At 38.2% G+C, this 22,105-nt stretch carries 20 protein-coding genes; 15 read left to right on the plus strand and 5 right to left on the minus strand.

Annotation, left to right across the window (positions count from 1 at the left end):
- Window positions 1-22: 22 nt before the first annotated feature.
- From ppsA to alr, 14 genes are all read left to right on the plus strand, one after another.
- A complete protein-coding gene (ppsA, locus tag H2677_RS09840) occupies window positions 23-2,401 on the plus strand; it encodes a phosphoenolpyruvate synthase (protein ID WP_004912155.1) in 2,379 nt (792 codons plus the stop codon).
- 68 nt (window positions 2,402-2,469) lie between these two features.
- Window positions 2,470-3,237: an RDD family protein gene (locus H2677_RS09845; protein ID WP_212638425.1), complete on the plus strand. Its 768-nt coding sequence runs from the start codon at window positions 2,470-2,472 to the stop codon at window positions 3,235-3,237.
- Window positions 3,238-3,535: 298 nt separating this feature from the next.
- The gene (cyoA, locus tag H2677_RS09850) at window positions 3,536-4,591 is read left to right on the plus strand and encodes a ubiquinol oxidase subunit II (protein ID WP_004955080.1); all 1,056 of its coding nucleotides are present in this window, start codon (window positions 3,536-3,538) and stop codon (window positions 4,589-4,591) included.
- 3 nt (window positions 4,592-4,594) lie between these two features.
- Window positions 4,595-6,586 carry a cytochrome o ubiquinol oxidase subunit I gene (cyoB, locus tag H2677_RS09855; protein ID WP_125299188.1) on the plus strand — a complete coding sequence of 664 codons (1,992 nt, stop codon included), beginning with the start codon at window positions 4,595-4,597 and terminating at the stop codon, window positions 6,584-6,586.
- Window positions 6,587-6,590: 4 nt separating this feature from the next.
- On the plus strand, window positions 6,591-7,211 hold the full coding sequence (gene cyoC, locus H2677_RS09860) for a cytochrome o ubiquinol oxidase subunit III (RefSeq protein WP_004955084.1): 621 nt from the start codon (window positions 6,591-6,593) through the stop codon (window positions 7,209-7,211).
- Window positions 7,211-7,540, plus strand: coding sequence for a cytochrome o ubiquinol oxidase subunit IV (locus H2677_RS09865; RefSeq protein ID WP_004912170.1), 330 nt, complete (start codon window positions 7,211-7,213; stop codon window positions 7,538-7,540). The genes cyoC and H2677_RS09865 overlap by 1 nt, the downstream gene beginning before the upstream one ends.
- A gap of 10 nt (window positions 7,541-7,550) precedes the next feature.
- Entirely contained in the window at window positions 7,551-8,429 is an 879-nt protein-coding gene (cyoE, locus tag H2677_RS09870) for a heme o synthase (RefSeq protein ID WP_212638426.1), read from the plus strand.
- 86 nt (window positions 8,430-8,515) lie between these two features.
- Window positions 8,516-10,630, plus strand: a complete 2,115-nt coding sequence (locus H2677_RS09875; protein WP_212638427.1) for a hypothetical protein — start codon at window positions 8,516-8,518, stop codon at window positions 10,628-10,630.
- 12 nt (window positions 10,631-10,642) lie between these two features.
- Entirely contained in the window at window positions 10,643-11,374 is a 732-nt protein-coding gene (locus H2677_RS09880; protein WP_212638428.1) for a DUF3142 domain-containing protein, read from the plus strand.
- A gap of 132 nt (window positions 11,375-11,506) precedes the next feature.
- The gene (rpsF, locus tag H2677_RS09885; protein ID WP_004912183.1) at window positions 11,507-11,890 is read left to right on the plus strand and encodes a 30S ribosomal protein S6; all 384 of its coding nucleotides are present in this window, start codon (window positions 11,507-11,509) and stop codon (window positions 11,888-11,890) included.
- 11 nt (window positions 11,891-11,901) lie between these two features.
- Window positions 11,902-12,129 (plus strand): 30S ribosomal protein S18, encoded by a 228-nt coding sequence (gene rpsR, locus H2677_RS09890; RefSeq protein ID WP_000090661.1) that lies wholly within the window; start codon window positions 11,902-11,904, stop codon window positions 12,127-12,129.
- Window positions 12,130-12,141: 12 nt separating this feature from the next.
- Complete coding sequence (gene rplI, locus H2677_RS09895; protein WP_004912185.1) at window positions 12,142-12,588, plus strand: 50S ribosomal protein L9; 447 nt, start codon at window positions 12,142-12,144, stop codon at window positions 12,586-12,588.
- A 182-nt stretch (window positions 12,589-12,770) separates the two neighbouring features.
- Window positions 12,771-14,216, plus strand: coding sequence for a replicative DNA helicase (dnaB, locus tag H2677_RS09900; RefSeq protein WP_212638429.1), 1,446 nt, complete (start codon window positions 12,771-12,773; stop codon window positions 14,214-14,216).
- Between the two features lie 56 nt (window positions 14,217-14,272).
- The gene (alr, locus tag H2677_RS09905; protein ID WP_212638430.1) at window positions 14,273-15,343 is read left to right on the plus strand and encodes an alanine racemase; all 1,071 of its coding nucleotides are present in this window, start codon (window positions 14,273-14,275) and stop codon (window positions 15,341-15,343) included.
- Window positions 15,344-15,378: 35 nt separating this feature from the next.
- On the opposite strand, the gene H2677_RS09910 is transcribed toward alr, so the two are convergent.
- The 4 genes from H2677_RS09910 to H2677_RS09925 form a co-directional block, all read right to left on the minus strand.
- Window positions 15,379-16,113, minus strand: coding sequence for a proteasome-type protease (locus tag H2677_RS09910; protein WP_004955098.1), 735 nt, complete (start codon window positions 16,111-16,113; stop codon window positions 15,379-15,381).
- Window positions 16,114-16,128: 15 nt separating this feature from the next.
- Window positions 16,129-16,908, minus strand: a complete 780-nt coding sequence (locus H2677_RS09915; protein WP_212638431.1) for a transglutaminase family protein — start codon at window positions 16,906-16,908, stop codon at window positions 16,129-16,131.
- Window positions 16,905-17,507: an alpha-E domain-containing protein gene (locus H2677_RS09920; protein WP_212638432.1), complete on the minus strand. Its 603-nt coding sequence runs from the start codon at window positions 17,505-17,507 to the stop codon at window positions 16,905-16,907. Before H2677_RS09920 ends, H2677_RS09915 begins: the two co-directional genes overlap by 4 nt.
- An 86-nt stretch (window positions 17,508-17,593) precedes the next feature.
- The gene (locus H2677_RS09925; protein ID WP_212638433.1) at window positions 17,594-19,144 is read right to left on the minus strand and encodes a circularly permuted type 2 ATP-grasp protein; all 1,551 of its coding nucleotides are present in this window, start codon (window positions 19,142-19,144) and stop codon (window positions 17,594-17,596) included.
- 212 nt (window positions 19,145-19,356) lie between these two features.
- Between H2677_RS09925 and H2677_RS09930 the strand changes: the two genes are divergently transcribed.
- Entirely contained in the window at window positions 19,357-20,364 is a 1,008-nt protein-coding gene (locus H2677_RS09930) for a helix-turn-helix transcriptional regulator (RefSeq protein ID WP_004955109.1), read from the plus strand.
- Between the two features lie 371 nt (window positions 20,365-20,735).
- Here H2677_RS09930 and H2677_RS09935 read toward each other — a convergent pair whose 3' ends face one another.
- The gene (locus tag H2677_RS09935; RefSeq protein WP_004912203.1) at window positions 20,736-22,055 is read right to left on the minus strand and encodes an adenylosuccinate synthase; all 1,320 of its coding nucleotides are present in this window, start codon (window positions 22,053-22,055) and stop codon (window positions 20,736-20,738) included.
- Window positions 22,056-22,105 lie beyond the last annotated feature (50 nt).

A 22,105-nucleotide genomic window follows, 5' to 3' on the forward strand; every position in this document is an offset into this window, starting at 1 on the left:
CAAAAAAAGTGGAGTAAATACTTTGGAAGCGCGCGTAATCGGTCTGGAAAAATTAGGGAAACACGATGTCGAACTCGTAGGTGGGAAAAACTCATCTTTGGGTGAAATGATCAGCCATTTATCCAATGCTGGTGTATCGGTACCTGGTGGCTTCGCAACAACTGCTGCTGCCTATCGTGAGTTCTTGGATCAAAGCGGTTTAAACGCTCGTATTCAGGCTGAACTTGCACAACTTAATGTAGATGATGTAATCGCACTTGCTGAGACTGGTGCAAAAATCCGTAAATGGATTGTTGATACTCCACTGACCGCCGCATTAGAAAAAGAAATCCGCGAGGCATTTGCAGTACTTTCAAACGGTAATCCAGACATCGCTGTAGCTGTACGCTCTTCTGCAACTGCAGAAGATTTACCTGACGCATCATTTGCAGGTCAACAAGAAACTTTCTTAAATATTCGTGGTATCGATAATATCCTGATCGCGATTAAAGAAGTTTTTGCATCTTTATATAACGATCGTGCGATTGCATATCGTGTACACCAAGGCTTTGAACACAGTGTTGTTGCGCTTTCAGCTGGTGTTCAACGTATGGTTCGTTCTGAAACTGGTGCTGCAGGTGTTATGTTTACACTTGATACAGAATCTGGTTTCCGTGATGTTGTATTCATTACAGCCTCTTATGGTTTGGGTGAAATGGTTGTACAGGGTGCAGTTAACCCTGACGAGTTCTACTTATCTAAGCCACTTTTAAACAATGGCAAACATGCAGTATTACGTCGTAATCTTGGTTCTAAACACCAAAAAATGATTTATGGTGAAGAAGGTTCTGCGGGTAAATCTGTTGTTGTGGTTGATGTAGAAAAACCTGAACGCCAACAATTCGCATTAAATGATCATGAGCTTCATGAACTTGCAAAACAAGCATTAATCATTGAACAACACTACGGTTCACCGATGGATATCGAGTGGGCAAAAGATGGTGATGATGGTCAAATCTACATCGTTCAAGCACGTCCAGAAACCGTAAAAAGTCGCCAAAATGTCGGCACAATGGAACGTTACCTGTTAAAGCAACGCGGTACAGTTATCTGTGAAGGACGTTCTATTGGTCAACGCATCGGTTCAGGTAAAGTTCGCGTCGTAACTTCGATTAAAGAAATGGATAAAGTACAAGACGGTGATGTACTTGTATCTGACATGACTGACCCAGACTGGGAACCAGTAATGAAACGTGCTGCTGCGATTGTAACTAACCGTGGTGGTCGTACATGTCACGCAGCTATTATTGCTCGTGAACTTGGTGTACCTGCAATTGTTGGCTGTGGAAATGCAACAGAAGTATTAACTGATGGTCAAGAAGTCACTGTTTCTTGTGCTGAAGGTGATACAGGCTTTATTTACGAAGGTGCGTTAGACTTTGAAGTTCAACGTAACTCAATTCATTCTATGCCAAAACTACCGTTCAAAATTATGATGAACGTTGGTAATCCAGACCGTGCATTTGACTTTGCACAAATTCCTAATGAAGGTATCGGTCTTGCACGTCTTGAGTTCATTATTAACCGAATGATTGGCGTCCACCCTAAAGCTTTATTAAATATTGAAAGTTTGCCACGTGAAACACGTGCAGCAGTGATGACACGAACTGCTGGCTACACCTCTCCGATTGAGTTCTATGTTGAAAAATTAGTTGAAGGTATTTCAACTCTTGCAGCTGCATTTGCGGAAAAACCAGTCATTGTTCGTATGTCTGATTTCAAATCAAATGAATACGCAAACTTAATTGGTGGTAAATTATACGAACCAGAGGAAGAAAACCCGATGTTGGGTTTCCGTGGTGCAAGTCGTTATGTATCAGATAACTTCCGTGACTGTTTTGAGCTTGAATGCCGCGCATTGAAAAAAGTGCGTGATGAAATGGGCTTAACTAACGTACAAATCATGATTCCATTTGTTCGTACAGTTTCTGAAGCAAAACGTGTTATCGAACTACTTGCTCAAAACGGCTTAAAACGTGGTGAGAATGGTTTAAAAATCATCATGATGTGTGAATTACCAACCAATGCTTTATTGGCTGAACAATTCCTTGAACATTTCGATGGTTTCTCTATCGGTTCAAACGATTTAACTCAGCTAACACTAGGTTTAGATCGTGATTCAGGTATTGTTTCTCACTTGTTCGATGAACGTGATGCAGCAGTTAAAGCGCTTCTTTCAATGGCAATTCATGCTTGTCGCAAAGCAGGCAAATACGTTGGTATTTGTGGTCAAGGCCCATCTGACCATCCTGATCTTGCTAAATGGCTAATGGAACAAGGTATTGAATCGGTGTCATTGAACCCAGACTCAGTACTTGATACATGGTTCTTCCTTGCAGAAGAGCAGATCAAAAAGGCTTAATCTTTATTAGAAAAAGACCCTCTTTCGTAGGGTCTTTTTTCATCTTTAGTTCTCGAGATTTTAAAATTATGCAAATTTACTTGGCTCGTAACAATCAACAAGCTGGACCTTACAGTTTAGAACAAGTAAACCAAATGCTCGCAAGTCAACAAGTTTTACTTACTGATTTAGCATGGCACGAAGGTATGACTGAATGGAAAACTCTTGGAGAATTAACTCAAGGCAAACTTGTATACGAACCTGTAGGTTATTCACCTTTTAATACACCAATTAAAAATGAAGCTGAAAATTCAAGCTTCAAAATTAAAGTTGAAACGAAGTCTGATGAATTTGAACTGGCATCATTTGCGTCGCGTGCGTTGGCAAAAATATTTGATCTAATGCTATGGCTACCGATGGCAGCAATTCCCTCTTTCTTTTTTGATCAAAGCCAATACACTCAATTGTTTGAAATTCAAAAACAATTACAGGCTACAGAAGTAGCATCTAGTAAAGCTGTTGAACTGCAACAACAACTTATTCAATTAATTCCAAATGAAGCATGGATCAGTATTTTTGCATATCTTATTATCATGTTGATGTTACAAGCATTCATGATTGCAAAATCAGGTCAAAGTCTTGGAAAGAAAATTGCCAAAATCAAAATCGTTGATGCTGAGACAACCACAAATGTAAGTACAATTCGTGCTTTTTGGGTGAGAAGCATACTTTTCATCATTCTGAATCTACTATTTATGCCTTTTATCACAATTATTGATTATGGATTCTTCATGTTGAACAAAAAACGTCAAACTTTGCACGATAAATTAGCCAAAACGAAAGTCGTAAAGCAATAAATAAGTGAAGATATAAAAAAGAGGATTTACTCCTCTTTTTTTGTATATTAAATTGATATCTATAGAGAAAAATAACAACTGAACCCGAATCCCTACAAGATAAATCGGGTTTGAAAACAAGCATTTCAGCGTACTTTATCAGTAGCTTAGTTTTTCAATATGAGGCATAATGCCCTACAACGTAGCGGTGTCGGATAATTGACAAGCATTTCACAAAAAATTCTTATCAATCATGCGACACTTTAATCGCTATCCCATAATTTAATTAGGGAATGGGACTCTTCACCGAGGTTGTAAAATGAGACAAACGATTTTAGCTGTATTGTCTTTATCAACGATGGCTGCACTCTTGACTGGGTGTGGCGGTGATATGGTACTACTAAACAATAAAGGTCCAGTTGGTCAAGGTCAAAGTGACCTCATGATGACTGCGATCTATCTAATGCTTTTGGTGGTAATTCCATCAATTATCATGGCATTATGGTTTGGTTGGCAATATCGCGCATCGAATAAAGATGCAGACTATAAACCTACTTGGGCACACTCTACGACAATTGAGATCGTTGTTTGGGGTGTTCCTGTCATTATTATTGGTATTTTAGCTTGGTTAACTTGGTGGGGTTCCCACAAGTACGACCCTTACCGTCCGTTAGAGTCAGATAAAGCGCCTTTAACTGTTCAAGCCATCGCTGAGCAATTCAAATGGATTTTTATCTATCCTGAGCAAAACATTGCAACGGTAAACGAAGTACGCTTCCCAGAAAAAACACCTATTAGCTTCAAGATTACATCTAACTTCACAATGAACTCGTTCTTCATTCCTCAGTTAGGTGGTCAGATCTACGCTATGGCGGGTATGCAGACTCATCTTCACCTTTTAGCAGATGAACCAGGTGTATTCCGTGGTTTCTCAGCTAACTATTCAGGTTATGGTTTCTCACAAATGCGCTTCAAGGCACATAGTGTAACTGAACCAGAGTTTGCACAATGGGTAGAAGCTGTTAAAGCGGGTAATGGTACAAGTATCAATGCTGAAGCTATTCAAAAAGGTACACTTGACCAAGCTGAATTAGCGACACTTAAAGATGGCGATCGTTCTAAACATCAGATCGAAATTCTTGTAAACCGTGCTAAGGCTGCTGGTGATGAAGAAGCACTTGCTAAAGCTGAAGCTATGAAACCGTTCCCGAACAAGCCACACCCTGTGACTTATTACTCTTCAGTTGAGCCAAAATTGTTTGAAACAATTATCAACCACTACATGAGTAATTATCACGGTGCTGACCACTCTGCTGCTGGACATGCAACAGCAGAAACTCATGCTGCAGCTGAACATGCTGCTCAAGGGGAATAAGACATGGATATGATTTTTGGCAAATTAGGCTGGGATTCTATTCCAACAGAGCCGATTGTACTCGTTACCATGGTCATGATGGCTCTTGGTGGCATTGCAGTTCTAGGCGGTATTACCTATTTCAAAAAATGGGGATACTTATGGAACGAATGGTTCACATCAGTAGACCATAAGAAAATTGGTATCATGTATATCATCGTATCAGTAGTCATGCTTCTGCGTGGTTTCGCCGATGCGATTATGATGCGTTTACAACTTTTCCTCGCTAAAGGCGGTGGTGAAGGTTACTTACATCCAGACCATTACGATCAGATCTTTACAGCACACGGTGTAATCATGATCTTCTTCGTGGCTATGGGTCTCGTTGTAGGTATGATGAACATTTCTGTTCCATTGCAAATCGGTGCTCGTGACGTAGCATTCCCATTATTGAACTCTTTAAGCTTCTGGTTATTTGCTGGTGCTGCTGGTTTGATGATGGCTTCACTTGTTTTAGGTGAATTCGCTGCGACTGGTTGGATGGCATACCCTCCTCTTTCAGGTATCCAATATTCACCAGGTGTAGGTGTTGACTACTATATTTGGGCACTGCAAGTTTCAGGTTTAGGTACGCTTTTATCTGGTGTTAACTTCTTTGTTACCATCATCAAAATGCGCGCACCTGGCATGAAATTAATGGACATGCCTATTTTCACTTGGACATCACTTTGTACAGCGGTGTTAATTATTGCATCTTTCCCTGTGTTAACAGGTACGCTTGCAATGTTGACATTAGACCGTTACTTCGGCTTCCACTTCTTCACTAATGAGCTTGGCGGTAGTCCAATGCTATATGTGAACTTGATTTGGACTTGGGGTCACCCAGAAGTATACATCTTGGTGTTACCAGCATTTGGTCTATACTCTGAAATCGTTTCAACTTTCTCTCGTAAGACGTTGTTCGGTTACAAATCAATGGTATATGCAACTATCGCAATTACTGTTCTTGCGTTCGTTGTTTGGCTTCACCACTTCTTTACCATGGGTGCGGGTGCAAACGTTAACGCATTCTTCGGTATTATGACGATGGTTATTGCGATCCCTACAGGTGTGAAAATCTTCTCTTGGTTATTCACAATGTATAAAGGTCGTATTACCTATACTACACCGATGCTTTGGACACTTGGTTTCCTTGTAACCTTTGGTATTGGTGGTTTGACTGGCGTACTTATGGCTGTTCCACCAGCGGACTTCCTTGTACACAACTCACTCTTCTTGATTGCTCACTTCCATAACGTAATTATCGGTGGTGTGGTGTTTGGTATGTTTGCCGGCATCATTTTCTACTGGCCGAAAATGTTTGGTTGGAAACTCAATGAAGCTTGGGGTAAAGCTGCGTTCTGGTTCTGGTTCATCGGTTTCTACTTTGCATTCATGCCACTTTATATCCTTGGTTTCATGGGTATGACACGTCGTTTGAATACATATGACAACCCTGAATGGGATCCATACTTAGCAATTGCATTGTTTGGTGCTGTATTGATTGCTATCGGTATTGCTTGTTTCCTTATGCAGATCATCGTTGGTTTCTTACAACGTCATCAAAATATGGACTACACAGGCGATCCATGGGATGGTCGTACACTTGAATGGGCTACCTCTTCTCCTGCTCCGTTCTATAACTTTGCACATGTACCAGCAGCTGACGGTATCGACCGCTTCTGGACTGACAAAGAAAATGGTGTAGCATACGCTCGCGACACTAAATATGAAGATATCCATATGCCGACTAGTCGTGCAGCTGGTTTCATCATTGCAATGTTCATTACTGTTCTTGGTTTTGCATTGATCTGGCATATTTGGTGGCTTGTAGTTGTTTCATTCGTTGCTTCAGTTGTTAGCTTGATCGTAAGCTCATTCACTAAGAATGTTGATTACTACGTACCTGCTGCAGAAGTTGAGCGTATTGAAAATGAACGCTATGCGTTACTTGAAAAACACTTGAAGAAGGACTAAGGAAATGGCTGAAGTACTTCATCACGACAACCACGGTCATGACGGTCATCACGAACACGATGACACAGACTTAACGGTCTTTGGTTTCTGGACATATTTGATGAGTGACTTGATTCTTTTCGGATCACTCTTCATTGCGTTCGCTGTATTAAGCAGTCATATTCCGCCTGGTACTCCAAGTGCGAAAGATCTTTTTGGTGATTCTTTAGGTTTTGTTTTAACCGAAACTTTTGCCCTTTTGATCTCTTCGGTAACATTCGGATTTGCTGTTCTTGCATCTTATAAAAAGAACGTTAATCAAGTAATTACTTGGTTATTTGTTACTTTCTTATTTGGTGCATCGTTCATTGGGATGGAAATCTATGAATTCCATCACCTTGTACATGCTGGCCATGGTCCAACTCATAGTGCGTTCTTATCAGCATTCTTTACATTAGTTGGTACACACGGTATCCACGTAACTTCTGGTTTAGTCTGGATGCTTGTGCTTATGTATCAAATCAAGAAGAATGGTTTGACACTACCGAATACACGTCGTCTTGCTTGCTTAAGCTTGTTCTGGCACTTCCTTGACATCGTTTGGATCTGTGTATTCAGCGTCGTTTACTTAATGGGAGTTCTCTAATGAGTGGTCATGACCATAATGCTGCAGGTGCATCACACGGTAACTTCAAACAGTACACGGTTGGTTTCATCCTGTCTGTTGTCCTCACCATCATTCCTTTTGGAATGGTGATGGCGGGTGGTTTTAGTCGTGGTATTTTAATGACTGTAATCGCAATTACAGCGGTTGCTCAGGTGCTTGTACAGCTTGTGTATTTCCTACACATGAATACATCATCAGAACAACGCTGGAACTTGATTGCATTCATCTACACAATCCTATGTATCGCTGTTCTTCTTGTTGGTTCAGTGTGGATTATGAATTACCTACACTACAACATGATGATCTAAACTGATTGTCATGTGGAAAAAGTATTTATTCCTGACTAAACCAGGAATTCTCTTCGGTAATTTTATTACCACCTTGGGCGGCTTCTTTTTAGCCGCCCAAGGCGCTATAGATATCCTCTTATTATTATTGACCTTACTGGGTACAACTTTTGTAGTTGCTTCTGGTTGTGTCGTAAATAATGTGATTGACCAAGATATCGATCAAAAAATGCAGCGTACGATGAATCGTGCTCTTGTTAAAAAGACAATCTCTCCAACAATTGCAATGCTCTATGCATTGGTCTTAGGAGTTATTGGATTTGGCATTTTATGGTTCTTTGTAAATGCATATGCATTCTTGTTTGCTATCATTGGTTTTGTTGTCTATGTCGGTTTTTATAGTTTGTGGACTAAACGTACTACAATCCATCAAACTGTAATTGGTAGTATTTCTGGAGCGAGTCCTCCTGTTATTGGTTATACGGCTGTAACTCAACAATTCGATATGGCTGCCCTATTAATTTTTGTTGCATATGCTTTATGGCAAATGCCACATTCTTGGGCGATTGCTATCTATCGTTTTGATGATTATAAAAACGCAGGAGTACCAATTTTACCTGTAGCACGCTCTATTCTACGCACGAAAATAGAATCCTTAATTTATGTGATTTTATTTACTATTGCGATGAATGGTTTATATATCTATGGATATACCAATATTGTATTCTTGGTGATCTGTAATTTACTGTGTGCTTACTGGTTCTACATTGGTATTTTAGGTTTTAAAGCTGAAAATGACCAACTTTGGGCAAAACGCTTTTTCTTATTTTCAGTGATTTTGATTACTGTAATTAGTTTAAGTTTCAGTTTTACTTTTAATAGTCCTGCGCCCACCTTCCCTATTTTCTAAAAAGATAGAGGAACCTCTATCTTTTTATTCTCCGCTTCAATTGTTATCATTTCGTGCAATAAAAACATTCATACTTTATTGCCTAAATGAAACTTCAAAATATATCGATTTTAAAACCCATTCTTTATACATTTATCACAGCAATTTCTATTCAAGCTCAAAGTATTTATGCTGGAGCTGAAAATATCTGTGAACCAAATCTACACTTAGATGATCGCGATCTAAATGGTTGCAGTAATTTACCTGTTCTATATCCTTCAAATGATAGTCAAACTAATACCGCCTTATTACTAAGTGATTTGGGTCTAGCTGAAATCGAACCAATGCTGATAGATCAAAACTTATGGGATGCGACTTTTGGTTATGTGCCTTTTGATGCTGCAAATGTATCGTTGGCAACGAAGAATAAAATTCAGAATCAGAGAAATGAATTAACAGTAAAAGATGAAATCATATTTGATGAACGTTGTTATAGTTTTAATTCAGGCAACTATGCTTTTATTAATCAAGTTAAAACCCATAAACTAATTCCAGCAAATGAAAAGCTTGTTCTGATCAACGAACGCAAGAAGATGAATCAATGTAACAATAAAATTGCATTGATCTCTATCGATCCAAATTGGTCAACAACCACGCGTCAATACGCATCTTATTTAAATGCGAGTATTTTGTTTTATAATGCTAACTATTCATCTTCTACGAAAATTTTTACGGTATTAACTTCGGTTGAAGATGCATGGTTGAAAGAAACAGCTCAATATATGTTGATTCGGACGACACTCAATTCAGCTTATGCAACAGGTGTTGATCAATACGGTGATGTATACCTTGATAATATTAATCAAAATTTACTAAAACAGTTCTTAGGTCATATCACGAACTATCTAAATACATACCCTAATGGTCGTTATGTAGCAAGTGCACGTGGATTTTTACGTCGTGGTTTTTGGTTATCTAAACGCCAAGATCTTTTAGTCAATGAGATCGTATGGCAAATTCAAAATCCTAAATCTAAATTTTACAATTTAGATATGGGACAACTTCCTGCTGAAATTGATAGACGCATTTTTAGTAGCAATTCATTTGAACTCAAAAATCTCAAGGACCCTTTTTTCTTGACGATATATAATTTAATGAATATGCGTGACTACAAAACTGAACATTACCAACCTATTACGTGGTCTCAACTTAATGCACAAAAAGATTTCTTTAAAACTCAACCTGAATTATTTAACTATTTAAGAGCGATTCATTTATTTTTTATTCAGAATAAACCCAAAGATGCTTTAAATTATCTACCAAAGTCAAATACTAAAAATAGTAATTATTTACAACTGAGCCAAACTTTTTTAAAAGGTCAAATATTTGAAAAACTCGGTCAAAATCAAACTGCTGAAGAATACTGGACTAATCAGCTTGCTCAAGCACGTACACTTTATCAGAAAGGTTTATTTGAAACCGCATTATCTAAACATTTGAATATCAAACAAGATTATTCAGCTTTTATAGGAAAACAAGCGAAAATAAGCCAACCAAATCTACAAAGACAATTTATAACTCAACAAGCTAATATAGATATTTTAGACAAGATTATTCAATCTAATCAAAGCACAGTCGATCAAAAACAAGCTGCTATTCATACCTTATTAAGCAAAAGTTTAGTTCACCAAAGATTCGATTTATTTCAACGAAAATATTCATATTTGCCTAAAAATGCGAATGAATACAAAGGATATTCGAGTGAAAAAGAACACTTAAAAAACAAACCTGTGTTTGCTAATTTTATTTGGAATGGATCAAACATCACAGCTCAACTCAAATGCGATAATCTCTTAACATTGACCCAACAACTCAGTAAATTGTCAAATGATCCCCTACTCAACATTTGTTTGGGAGAGTTTATGCGCAGTGAACAAGGTTACAGCTTGCAACAACTCAGCTATGACGAGCAACAAAAACCAACTATAGGTGGGAAAATTTTTGCACGCGGTGAAATTTATAAAGACATTATCAAATCTTCTCGAAAAGATGATTTATATGCTTATGCACTGTATAGGGCAATTCAATGTTATGCACCGAGTGGAATAAATGATTGCGGGGGTATCGAAGTGACTAAAAAAACACGTAAACAATGGTACGATCAAATCAAAAGAGATTATCCAACAAGTACATGGGCTAAATCACTGAAATATTATTGGTAGGTTTATCCTTTAATGTGGTTAAGGTGTATTCTTTTTAGTATGTTGCTGTTGATATTGGGGCTAAACCAACCGAGTCGACCAGCAACTCCAACTATCGATGCCAATCAATTTCAATCCTTTTGGATTTGGGGTGAGATAAAATCTGCCCCCTATCTTTCAAAGGCTAAAGAGCTTTATATTCTGCAAGGTGAAATTCGTTATTCAAAACAAAAACAGACTTCAATTTTGATACCGCAAGGTATTGGTACTTTAAAACTACCCAATCAAAAAATTTGGCTCGTTTTTCGAACCCACCACTTAGATTGGAGTTCACAAAATTACAAAACCATCTTAACTCGCTTAAACCATTGGAAAAATCTAGGCAATCAGATTGAAGGGATTCAAATTGATTTTGACAGTAAAACCCGAAATCTAAATGAATACGCATATTTTTTAAGTCAATTCAGAAGTCAACTTCCCGCTCAATATAAACTAAGTATTACAGGATTACTTGATTGGACAAATTTTAAAGAGCAAGGCACCCTAAAACTTCTTAGACAAAATATTGATGAACTAGTGATCCAAACCTATCAAGGCACCACCTCTATTCCCAATTACCCTGAATATTTAAAACGTATAGCAAGTCTTAAACTGCCTTATAAAATTGGTTTTGTGCAATATGGAAAATTATATAGTGACTTAAAGACAGTTCATGATCCGCATTTTAAAGGCTATGTGATCTTTTTACTGCGTGAAAAACCGTGAATTTACTTGCGATTTGGGTGAAAGGTGTCTAAAATCGCAGCTTCGCAATTTGCGACATAACTTTTTAAGTTATGACTCCTTGCTTCTGACTCATTTTAAGTTAGGGGCTGCTTAAACCGTAAGGAGCTGACAATGCGTCACTACGAAATCGTACTATTGGTACACCCAGACCAAAGCGATCAAGTTGTAGGTATGGTTGAACGCTATATCTCTCAGATCAAAGAAGCTGATGGTCAAATTCACCGTTTAGAAGATTGGGGCCGCCGCCAATTGGCTTACCCGATTAACAAGATTCACAAAGCACACTACATTCTTATGAATGTTGAATGTGGTCAAACGACTCTTGATGAATTAGAAGAATTGTTCCGTTATAACGATGCAATCATTCGTAACATCATCATCCGTCGTGAACACGCAATTACTGAAGAATCTTTACTTGCTAAGAGTGCTGAAGAAAAACGTGCGCGTAAAGCTCAACGTGAAGAAGCACAACAAGCAATTCAAGAAGCTGAATAAGGAGAACATCAATGGCACGTTTTTACCGTCGTCGCAAGTTCTGCCGCTTTACAGCTGAGAATGTTGCGTACATCGACTACAAAGATATCGACACTTTAAAACAGTACATCACTGAAAACGGCAAGATTGTTCCTAGCCGTATTACAGGTACTAAAGCTCGTTATCAACGTCAATTAGCGTTAGCTATTAAACAAGCTCGCTATTTGTCTTTGATTCCGTACACTGACAACCATAAGTAAGTGAGGTGAGCTGTGGACGTTATCTTATTACAACGCATTAAGAACCTTGGTAAATTAGGCGACAAAGTATCAGTAAAAGCTGGTTACGGTCGTAACTTCTTGATCCCTCAAGGTAAAGCTGTAGCTGCAACTGAAGCAAACACTGCTGCATTTGAAGCTCGTCGTGCTGAACTTGAGAAACAAGAAGCTGCTATTTTAGCTGCTGCGAATGCACGTGCTGAACAATTGAACGAAGTAAATATCGTTATCACTGCTAAAGCTGGTGATGAAGGTAAACTTTTCGGTTCTATCGGTACTCGTGACATCGCTGACGCTTTAACGAACGCTGGTCTAGCAGTAGATCGTGCAGAAGTTCGTTTACCAAACGGTGCGCTTCGTCACACTGGTGAATTCAACATCGCAATCCAATTGCATCATGATGTTGTTGCTGAAGTTCTCGTTACTATCGTATCTGAGTAATTTCTGCAAAAAAAAGAGCATGTTTTTACATGCTCTTTTTTTATGTCCATAATTTAGATTTAAGCTTTGATTCTAATTTTTCATCACTTAAACAATTTTCTTTAATAAACTTCTCCTGTTGGTATCCATTTGGATTAAGATAGTCATTCATTTACGGTTTCATCTTTTTATTAGGTCTTGTTATGTCACAGGCAAATGCCAATTTTGCAAAAAATACTCCCAACGCTGAGAGTAAAGTGAATGACTCAAGTCAACTAAAAGAGTTTAGAACGCCTCCTCATAATCTTGCGATTGAGCAAGCTGTTTTAGCTGCATTAATGACGGTAGCAGAATCATTTGAACAAGTGGGTGACTTACTCAAGGAAAATGATTTTTACGCAACTCGACATAAGTATATTTATCGAGCTATTGAAAAATTAGCGCAAGAAAACTCACCTTATGATGCAGTGTTAGTCAATGACTGGTTACTTAAGCAGAATCTACTCGATGCGATTGGCGGTGAAGAATACTTAATGCAATTGATGGCGGATTCACCATCGAGCTTCTATAACCTTGAGATTTATGCCAACAAAATTAAGGAATTTTCAACCTTACGCAGTATGATCAAAGTCAGTACTGATATTTTACAAAATGCTTACGACACCAAAGGTCGCCCTGTTAGTGAAATTCTAGACTTAGCCGAAACTAATATTTTCTCTTTAGCGGAACAGCACAACAACAATAAAAAAGATTCAGGTCCAAAGTCGATCAGCTCAGTAACTGCTGACGTAATTAGCAAATTAGATGAACTTTCCAAAATGGATGGCAACATCACAGGACTTTCTACAGGTTTTCTTGAATTAGACAATAAAACCTATGGTATGCAGGCGGGCGATTTAATTATTGTTGCTGCTCGTCCTTCGATGGGTAAAACCACGTTTGCCATGAATTTAGTCGAGAGTGTACTGTTTAATTGCAATCTCCCTGCTCTTGTTTACTCTATGGAAATGCCAGCAGATTCAATCGCAATGCGTTTGATTTCATCTTATGGCAAGGTGCATCAAGGGCATCTGCGTTCAGGTAAATTGGACGGCGACGAATGGTCAAAAGTAACTGGCACAATTCTACAATTACAAGAAAAACATCTTTATATTGATGATTCTTCTGCATTACCCCCAACTGAAGTTCGTGCACGTGCAAGACGTATTGCCAAAATGCATGATGGAAAAATCGGTTGCATCATGGTCGACTATTTACAGTTGATGAAAGTTCCAGGTATGGGAGATAACCGTGTTGGTGAGATTTCTGAAATTTCGCGAAGCTTAAAAGCATTAGCAAAAGAAATGAACTGTCCTGTAATTGCATTATCTCAGCTCAACCGAAGCCTGGAAAATCGCCCAAATAAACGACCAGTAATGTCTGACTTGCGTGAATCTGGAGCGATCGAGCAAGATGCCGATTTGATTATGTTTATTTACCGTGATGAGGTTTATAACAAAGAATCTAAAGAAGCTGGCACAGCAGAAATCATCATTGGTAAACAGCGTAATGGACCTATTGGTACTGTCCGTCTCGCCTTTGAAGGACAATATACTCGCTTTAGTAATCTTTCACCTGAATTCTATGCACAATTTGATGATGAAGAATAACGCATAATATTTTGTAATCTGACTTATTTTCTAGCCGTCCCAAAGGAGTACTCAGGGTGCGCCAAGCAACAATTTATATTGATAGTGAAGCACTACAATATAATTTAAACCGTGTTAAACAACTTGCACCACATTCCCAAATTGTAAGTATGGTGAAAGCCAATGCATATGGGCATGGAGTACAGGATTGTTTAGCCGCCTTAAATGCAACGGATGCTTTTGGTGTAGCTTGTTTGGAAGAAGCTTTAGAGATTAGGCGACTAGGGTATACGCAACCGATCACCTTAATTGAAGGTGTATTTACTGAAGATGAGATGGAAGATGTTATTCAACAGAAACTTGAATGCGTTGTACATCGACATGAGCAAGTAGAATGGTTAATCCAAAATAAAGAAGCCTATAATGCCTTAGGACTTAAGGTTTGGGTAAAACTAAATAGCGGGATGAATCGCTTAGGTTTTAAGAGTAATGAAATTATAGCCGTTATTCATCAACTAAAATCATTGGATTTTAACTGTGTACTCACTATGCATTTTGCAAATGCGGATGTAGATCACCCATTAAATGAGCAACAGATTCAACAATTTTTAGAAGTAAAAAATACATGTGCACCAATATTAGCCTCTTGTTGTAATTCTGCTGCTATCTATAAATATCCAAACTTACATTTTGACTATGTACGTCCTGGGATTATGCTTTATGGTGCAACACCTTTTGCAGATGAAGATGTTAATGAACTTGATTTGAAACCTGTAATGAGTTTTGAAGCAGAAATTATTGCATTAAATCAAATACAAGCAGGCGAAAGCGTTGGTTATGGTTCTACTTTTACAGCAACGTATAGTATGCAAATTGCAATTGTTTCTATTGGCTATGGTGATGGCTATCCACGTGCATATGTAAAACCTAATTACGTAGCGATTGATAAGCAACTAACTCCTGTTATTGGTCGAGTAAGTATGGACATGATTGCGATCGACACAACTAATCTTAAAGTTAAAGTCGGCACCAAAGTTGAACTTTGGGGTAAAACACGATTGGTTGATGATGTCGCAAATGCAAATGGTACGATCGGTTATGAACTTTTATGCCGACTAAGTAATAGACCACAAAGACAACGTATCTAATCAATAAAAATCCAAGCAAAAGCTTGGATTTTTTCTTATAAGCCGTAATCCGCTGTAGGTTTTGGCAACTCTTGTAAACCTCGACGTAACGTCTCTGACCACTGTTTACTAATTTGAGTAAAATATGGATCTTCCTCACTGATTCGTTTGCCTTCAGGAATAACGAAACTATCTTTGTGATATACCAAAGCGTCCAAAGGTAAACCTACAGATACATTTGAGCGTAGCGTTGAGTCAAATGAAATCAAAGAACAGCGTAAAGCATCATCAAGTGGCATCGTATAGTGCAAAGCTCGATCTAGTATAGGCTTACCATACTTGCTTTCACCAATCTGAAAATAAGGTGTATCCGTAGTCGCGCAAATAAAGTTTCCTTGAGGGTAAACATTATAAAGCTGCATTTCCTCACCTTTAATCTGTCCACCCACCAAGATACTACATGAATAATTCATCTGTTCTTGCGTATTACTTGTGATGTCTTCTAAAACTCTGCGCAAAGTTTTACCAACAAGTTCAGCTACTTCAAACATTGTATTTACAGTGTATAGATTTGGCTCTTGATGCAGTGTTAAAGAATTTTGTAGATGCCCTAAAACCGCTTGTGTTGTCGCTAAATTACCTGCGGTCTGAAGTGCGATGAAACGCTCACCCTCGATACCAAAAGTATGTAATTTACGAAATACTGAAATATGATCGACCCCTGCATTTGTTCTAGTATCACTTATGAGTACTAAACCTTGCTCCAATCTTAATGCACAACAATAGGTCATCTTGCTCTCTTTTCTTCAACACGCTAAAACCTGAACAACCGACATCATACTCTCCACACCACCCTGTTCACGAACCCCACGAACAGGGGCAACATCAAGATAATCTCGACCAACTGCTACATAGATGTGATTTTGAGGGCTAAATATCTGGTTACTAACATCGAAACAATACCATTGATTGTCAACAAATACTTCTGCCCATGCATGACTGGCAAGGTGCGGTTGATTCTGATCATACAAATAACCAGAAACATAACGTGCAGGTAAATGTAATGCTTTACACATTGCAATCATGACATGTGCATGGTCTTGGCAAACACCTTTAGCAGCATAAAATGCATCTGTAGCTAATGTTGTGACGGATGTGCTCTCAGGTTGGTATGGCATTTTTTCTAATATCTTCTCAGATAAAAGAATTAAATGCTGTCGATCTTTGGCGCGAACGATATCTTGTGCGAAATATAACATCTCCTGATCACAATGAGTCAGACTGGTTCTTTGCAGAAAAATATAAGGCGAAATTTCATTTTCGAAATGCCCGATTTCAGTTTCAAATAGATCTACAATTCCTTGAGCCATGATCGTCAAATATCGGTAATCATGACGCTGTGTTGCAGTTAACCAGAGATTATTAAAGGCATCGCGTTGGCAACGATATTCGCCTGGTACACTGATATGCCAATTCTCAATAATCTGATGCTTAGAACTTTGCGGCATCATCTTAATTGACTGCACGCTATTACGTGCATTTTGTGTATATCGATAGTGAGTTTGATGATTTACCATAAGTTTCATGCATACACCTCAAATTGATTTTCCAATTTATAAGTAAATTCATAAAACTGATTCAGATATGGTTGATCTTTCAATCCATTCCAGCTGTGTTGAAGATCACTCCAACCCAAATTAGAAAGCTGAACTATCATCGGATCTATTGAATCAAGAACAGAATGTATATTTTTATGGAATCTAAAATGTGTGTCGATTTGTTCAACAGACTGACCTAGATGAAAAAATAGAAAAATCTCCTCTTTCTCATTTTTTAAAATCTCTCGACAATCTTGAACTAGCTCTAAAATCATGTCAGGTGTATTGGTCGCATTTTTTATCAACGTGTTTAATTCAGCATATGCAGTTGCTGAAAAAAAAGCTCTAAGTTCTTGGATATTATTACGAGCAATTTCGAGTTGATTAATTAATGAGTAAGGTTGTTTCTCATCTAGCATAAATTGATTCAAATTTTCTGCATCTACAATATGCAAACATAAACCTTGAGCAAACACTTCTGCTTTTTGATCATCCACAAAAGGGAGTTGCTCCGCAACATAACCGATTCTAAATAAATAACGACCTAACCAATATACATGTTGAGCACTTGAACTGAGTAACGTCATAGATATCCTCCTTTATTTTTAAAATTTCCAAATCACTCATCCAAGTCAATTAAATGAGTGAGTCGATTGAACAATGAGAAGGAAAATTAGGAACGTAACGTTTCTACCACCCAAGTATCTTTAATACCCCCACCCTGTGAAGAATTTACAACAAGCGAACCTGCTTGCATCGCAACTCGCGTTAATCCTCCCGGTACTATTTCAGTACGATAAGGAGAACTCAATACAAATGGTCGTAAATCAATATGTCGTTCAGCTAGCCCATCGACAGTTAGTGTTGGCGCCACAGACAACGCTAAAGTCGGCTGAGCAATATATAAATGTGGCGTCGCCATAATCTTTAATTTAAATGCTTCTATCTGTGCCTGATCTGCTTGTGGTCCGATCAGCATTCCATATCCACCAGAGCCTTGGGCCTCTTTTACCACTAATTTTTCTAAATGATTTAATACATAATCTAATTGATCATCTTCGCGACATTGATATGTTGGTACGTTATTTAGAATTGGTTTTTCACCCAGATAATATTCAATCATTTGAGCAACATAGGGATAAACCGATTTATCATCAGCAACACCTGTACCTGGTGCATTTGCAATCACAACATTATGTTGCAAATATGCTGACATTAATCCTGCAACACCCAAAGTACTATCTGGTCTAAAGACTAAAGGATCTAAGAAATCATCATCAACACGACGATAAATTACATCCACTTGTTGACGTCCACGAATTGTTTTTACGAATACTTTATCATTCTCAACAAATAGGTCTCGACTCGTAACCAAGGGTACATCCATTTCCCGTGCCAAAAATGCATGTTCATAATAAGCACTATTAAAACGCCCTGGTGTTAACACCACGATTAAAGGTTGATCCACATAAGCATTCTCCGTCAGCACTTGCTTCAACAGACTCGGATAGTGTTCGATACCTTGTAAATTATTACTCACACATAAATCAGGCATCATTTTTTGACTAATTTTTCTACTCTCAAGCATATATGACACACCTGAAGGTGTTCTCAAATTATCCTCTAGTACAAAAAAATCACCCTGATCATCTCTGATAATATCGATACCACTAATTTGTGAATATATCTTTCCTTTGAGGTGGTGCTTCAGCATATGAGGCTGAAAAGCTTCATGAGTCATAATTTGTTGCGCAGGAATAATACCTTCTTTTAGGATATTTTGACCGTGATAAATATCATCCAAGAAGTAATTCAAAGCTTTAACACGCTGCTCACAGCCTGAAGAAATTTTTTCCCATTGTTTTTTTTCAATAACACGTGGAATCAAATCAAAAGGAATGGTACGTTCAGTGCCCTCTTGATCTCCATAAACATTAAACGTAATCCCTTCATATAGAAAATGCTGTTTAGCGGCTGCACCTAGATTTTTTAATTCATCAAGACTACGCTGACTTAACCATTCCTCGATCTTCTTAGAAGCTTCACCGTTAAAACTTTTATCATCTAGCATCTCATTAAAGAATTTTGATTTAAGCTGCTCAAACAAATTTGTATTAACTTTGAGCTGTGAAATAAATGTAGACGATTGTAAATTTACTGCTGTTGTTTGCTCCGTCGCATAGTAATCAGTCGTGATAAATAGATCGTGTTCTTGTTCTGACATAGAAACCTCGTCTCATCATTTATTTATATCTCTAATAAGCAATTTCAATGCCACTTATAATATATGTATATTTTTTAACCAAGACTTATATACTCTATTAAACTTAGCCATGTTTCAGTCGTAAATGCGTAATCTCTATGTTATGAACTTGCTAAATCAAGTGAGTTTTTTTATTGTGTACACTTTAGAGCATTGAGTTAAATTCAGAACTTATGTCATCCATACAAGAAAAAGAAACTTCAAATAGCCTTTATCGCCAATGGCAAATATTGTCTCGCCTATCTACTGGTAAATGGATGGGTACACGTGAACTACAAGAAATATTGGAACGCGAAGGCATTGATATAAGTTTGCGCACCATTCAAAGAGATCTAAATCAAATTGCACAACGCTTCCCGATTGAGAGCAACAAAACCGTACCACAAGGTTGGCGCTGGCGTTCTGATGCACCGATCCAAAGCTTACCGCATATGACTAGTTCCCAAGCGGTAACTTTTATGATGGTAGAAGAACACCTACGCCATTTACTACCGCCGAGTCTACTCGAAGAGATGACGCCTTGGTTTGATTTAGCGAAACGTAGTCTTTCAACACAAAATAACGTGCGCCAATGGATTAATCGAGTTCGTATCGTGCCAGCGAACCAACCTTTAATACCGCCAATGGTCGATAAAAATGCACAACAAGCCATTTATGAAGGCTTGTTGCAAGATAAACAAATCGAATGTGTTTATCGTGCCAGAATTAATCAAGGCGAAGATAAAACCTATATCTTAAATCCCCTAGCATTGGTTCAAAAAGGTGCTGTGATTTATCTTATTTGTACACGTAATGATAAAACAGAAGTTCAAACATTTGCCTTGCACCGTTTTAAAGCAGCGACTGTTCTTGAAAGTCGTGCTCTACATCCCGTTAACTTTGATATTGATCACTACATTGATTCGGGTGCTCTTGGTTTTAGAGTGGACTACAGCAAACCGACCGAACAAATTCAGCTAAAACTCACAATGAGCGAAAGCACTGCTCAAAGCTTTTATGAAAGCCAACTTAGCAAAGATCAAACTATTACATCTCTAGAAGAAAATATTGTAGAAGTTGTGGCAACAGTTCCATTTACATCACAACTCGTTTGGTGGCTGAGAAGTTTTGGTAAAAAATTACTCAATATCGAACCTGCGGCTGTTTATAATGCAGTGAGAGAGATTGAAAATAATGAATAAAAAAGAGAACCATTTGGTTCTCTTAGACTTATTAAAATTTTTATATTTAAAGATAAGGTTTTTATTTTTATACATATTGTCTAGGACTTATTTTTTCGCCCGCCAGATCAAAATAAGTCCCACCAACGATGAAAAGCTGATAATGAATTAACATCGGCATGCAAGTTCATATCCATTATAGCGAATCGTCTTTTTCGTCATAGTTAAAGCCCTCTTTGTTTGAACGTACAATCAATATAATCAAGATTTCTCAAGCTGTGAAATAAGAAAGATCGCAATGAAAATCTAATTATCTGCTAGGGATTTTAAATATATAAAGCTTTTAAAATAAAAAAGCTCCCTATAAGGGAGCTTTTAATCATTCACGCAGCTTAAGCTGAAAATGGATGACGTAAAATAATTGTTTCCGCACGATCAGGACCAGTTGAAATAATATCAATTGGACATTCGATCAACTGCTCAAGGCGTTTAACATATGCCAAAGCGTTTGCAGGAAGTTGATCAACCTGAGTTAAACCTACTGTAGATTCGCTCCAACCTGGCATAGTTTCATAGATAGGCTTCAAGCTTTCAAATGAAATCGCGTCAGAAGAACCTGCACAGCCTGAATCAACATCTTCATAGCCTACACAGATTTTAATTTCTTCTAAGCCATCAAGTACATCTAATTTAGTTAAGCAAATACCAGATAAAGAGTTCACTTCAACAGAACGGCGAAGAATCTCAGCATCAAACCAACCGCAACGACGTTGACGTCCAGTAGAAGCACCAAACTCATGCCCCACTGTACCTAAATGGCGACCAATTGCATCACCCGTATCTGTTGCTGCATCATAGTGCAACTCTGTAGGGAATGGACCTGCACCTACACGTGTTGTGTATGCTTTAGTGATCCCGAGTACATAATCTAAATGTAATGGACCCATACCTGAACCGGAACTCACACCACCAGCAGTTGTGTTCGAACTAGTTACATAAGGATAAGTACCATGATCGATATCAAGTAATGAACCTTGTGCACCTTCGAACATGATTGCTTTGCCTTCTTTACGATAATCATGCAACACCTTAGTTACATCGATCACTAATGGTGCAAGAACCTCACGCCATTCATTGCAAAGTGCAATCACATCTTCAAACTTAACTTCTTCAACGCCATAGAATTGGGAAAGTTGGAAGTTGTGAAGCTCAAGCATTTCTTTGAGTTTTTCTTCAAGTACTGCACCACCACGAACAAGATCAGCTACGCGTACAGCACGACGAGCAACTTTATCTTCATAAGCAGGACCAATACCACGACCAGTCGTACCAATCTTAGCATTGCCACGCTTTTTCTCACGTGCTTGGTCAAGTGCAATATGATTTGGCAAAATCAATGGGCAGTTTGGAGAAATACGAAGACGCTCTTTAACAGGTACGCCTTCAGCTTCCAAAATCGCCATTTCTTTGATTAATGCTTCAGGTGAAAGCACAACACCATTACCAATTAAGCACAATACGTTTTCACGTAAAATACCAGATGGAATGAGGTGTAATACAGTCTTTTTACCACCGACCACCAGAGTATGACCCGCGTTATGTCCACCTTGATAGCGAACTACTGCAGCCGCTTGGTCTGTGAGCAGGTCGACGATTTTACCTTTACCTTCGTCGCCCCATTGGGTACCAAGTACCACAACATTTTTGCCCATAATAGCCTCATTACATCATGCTGTTAAAATTGGAAACTAAGTCAAAACTT

Source organism: Acinetobacter junii, assembly GCF_018336855.1.
Taxonomy (GTDB): Bacteria; Pseudomonadota; Gammaproteobacteria; order Pseudomonadales; family Moraxellaceae; genus Acinetobacter; species Acinetobacter junii.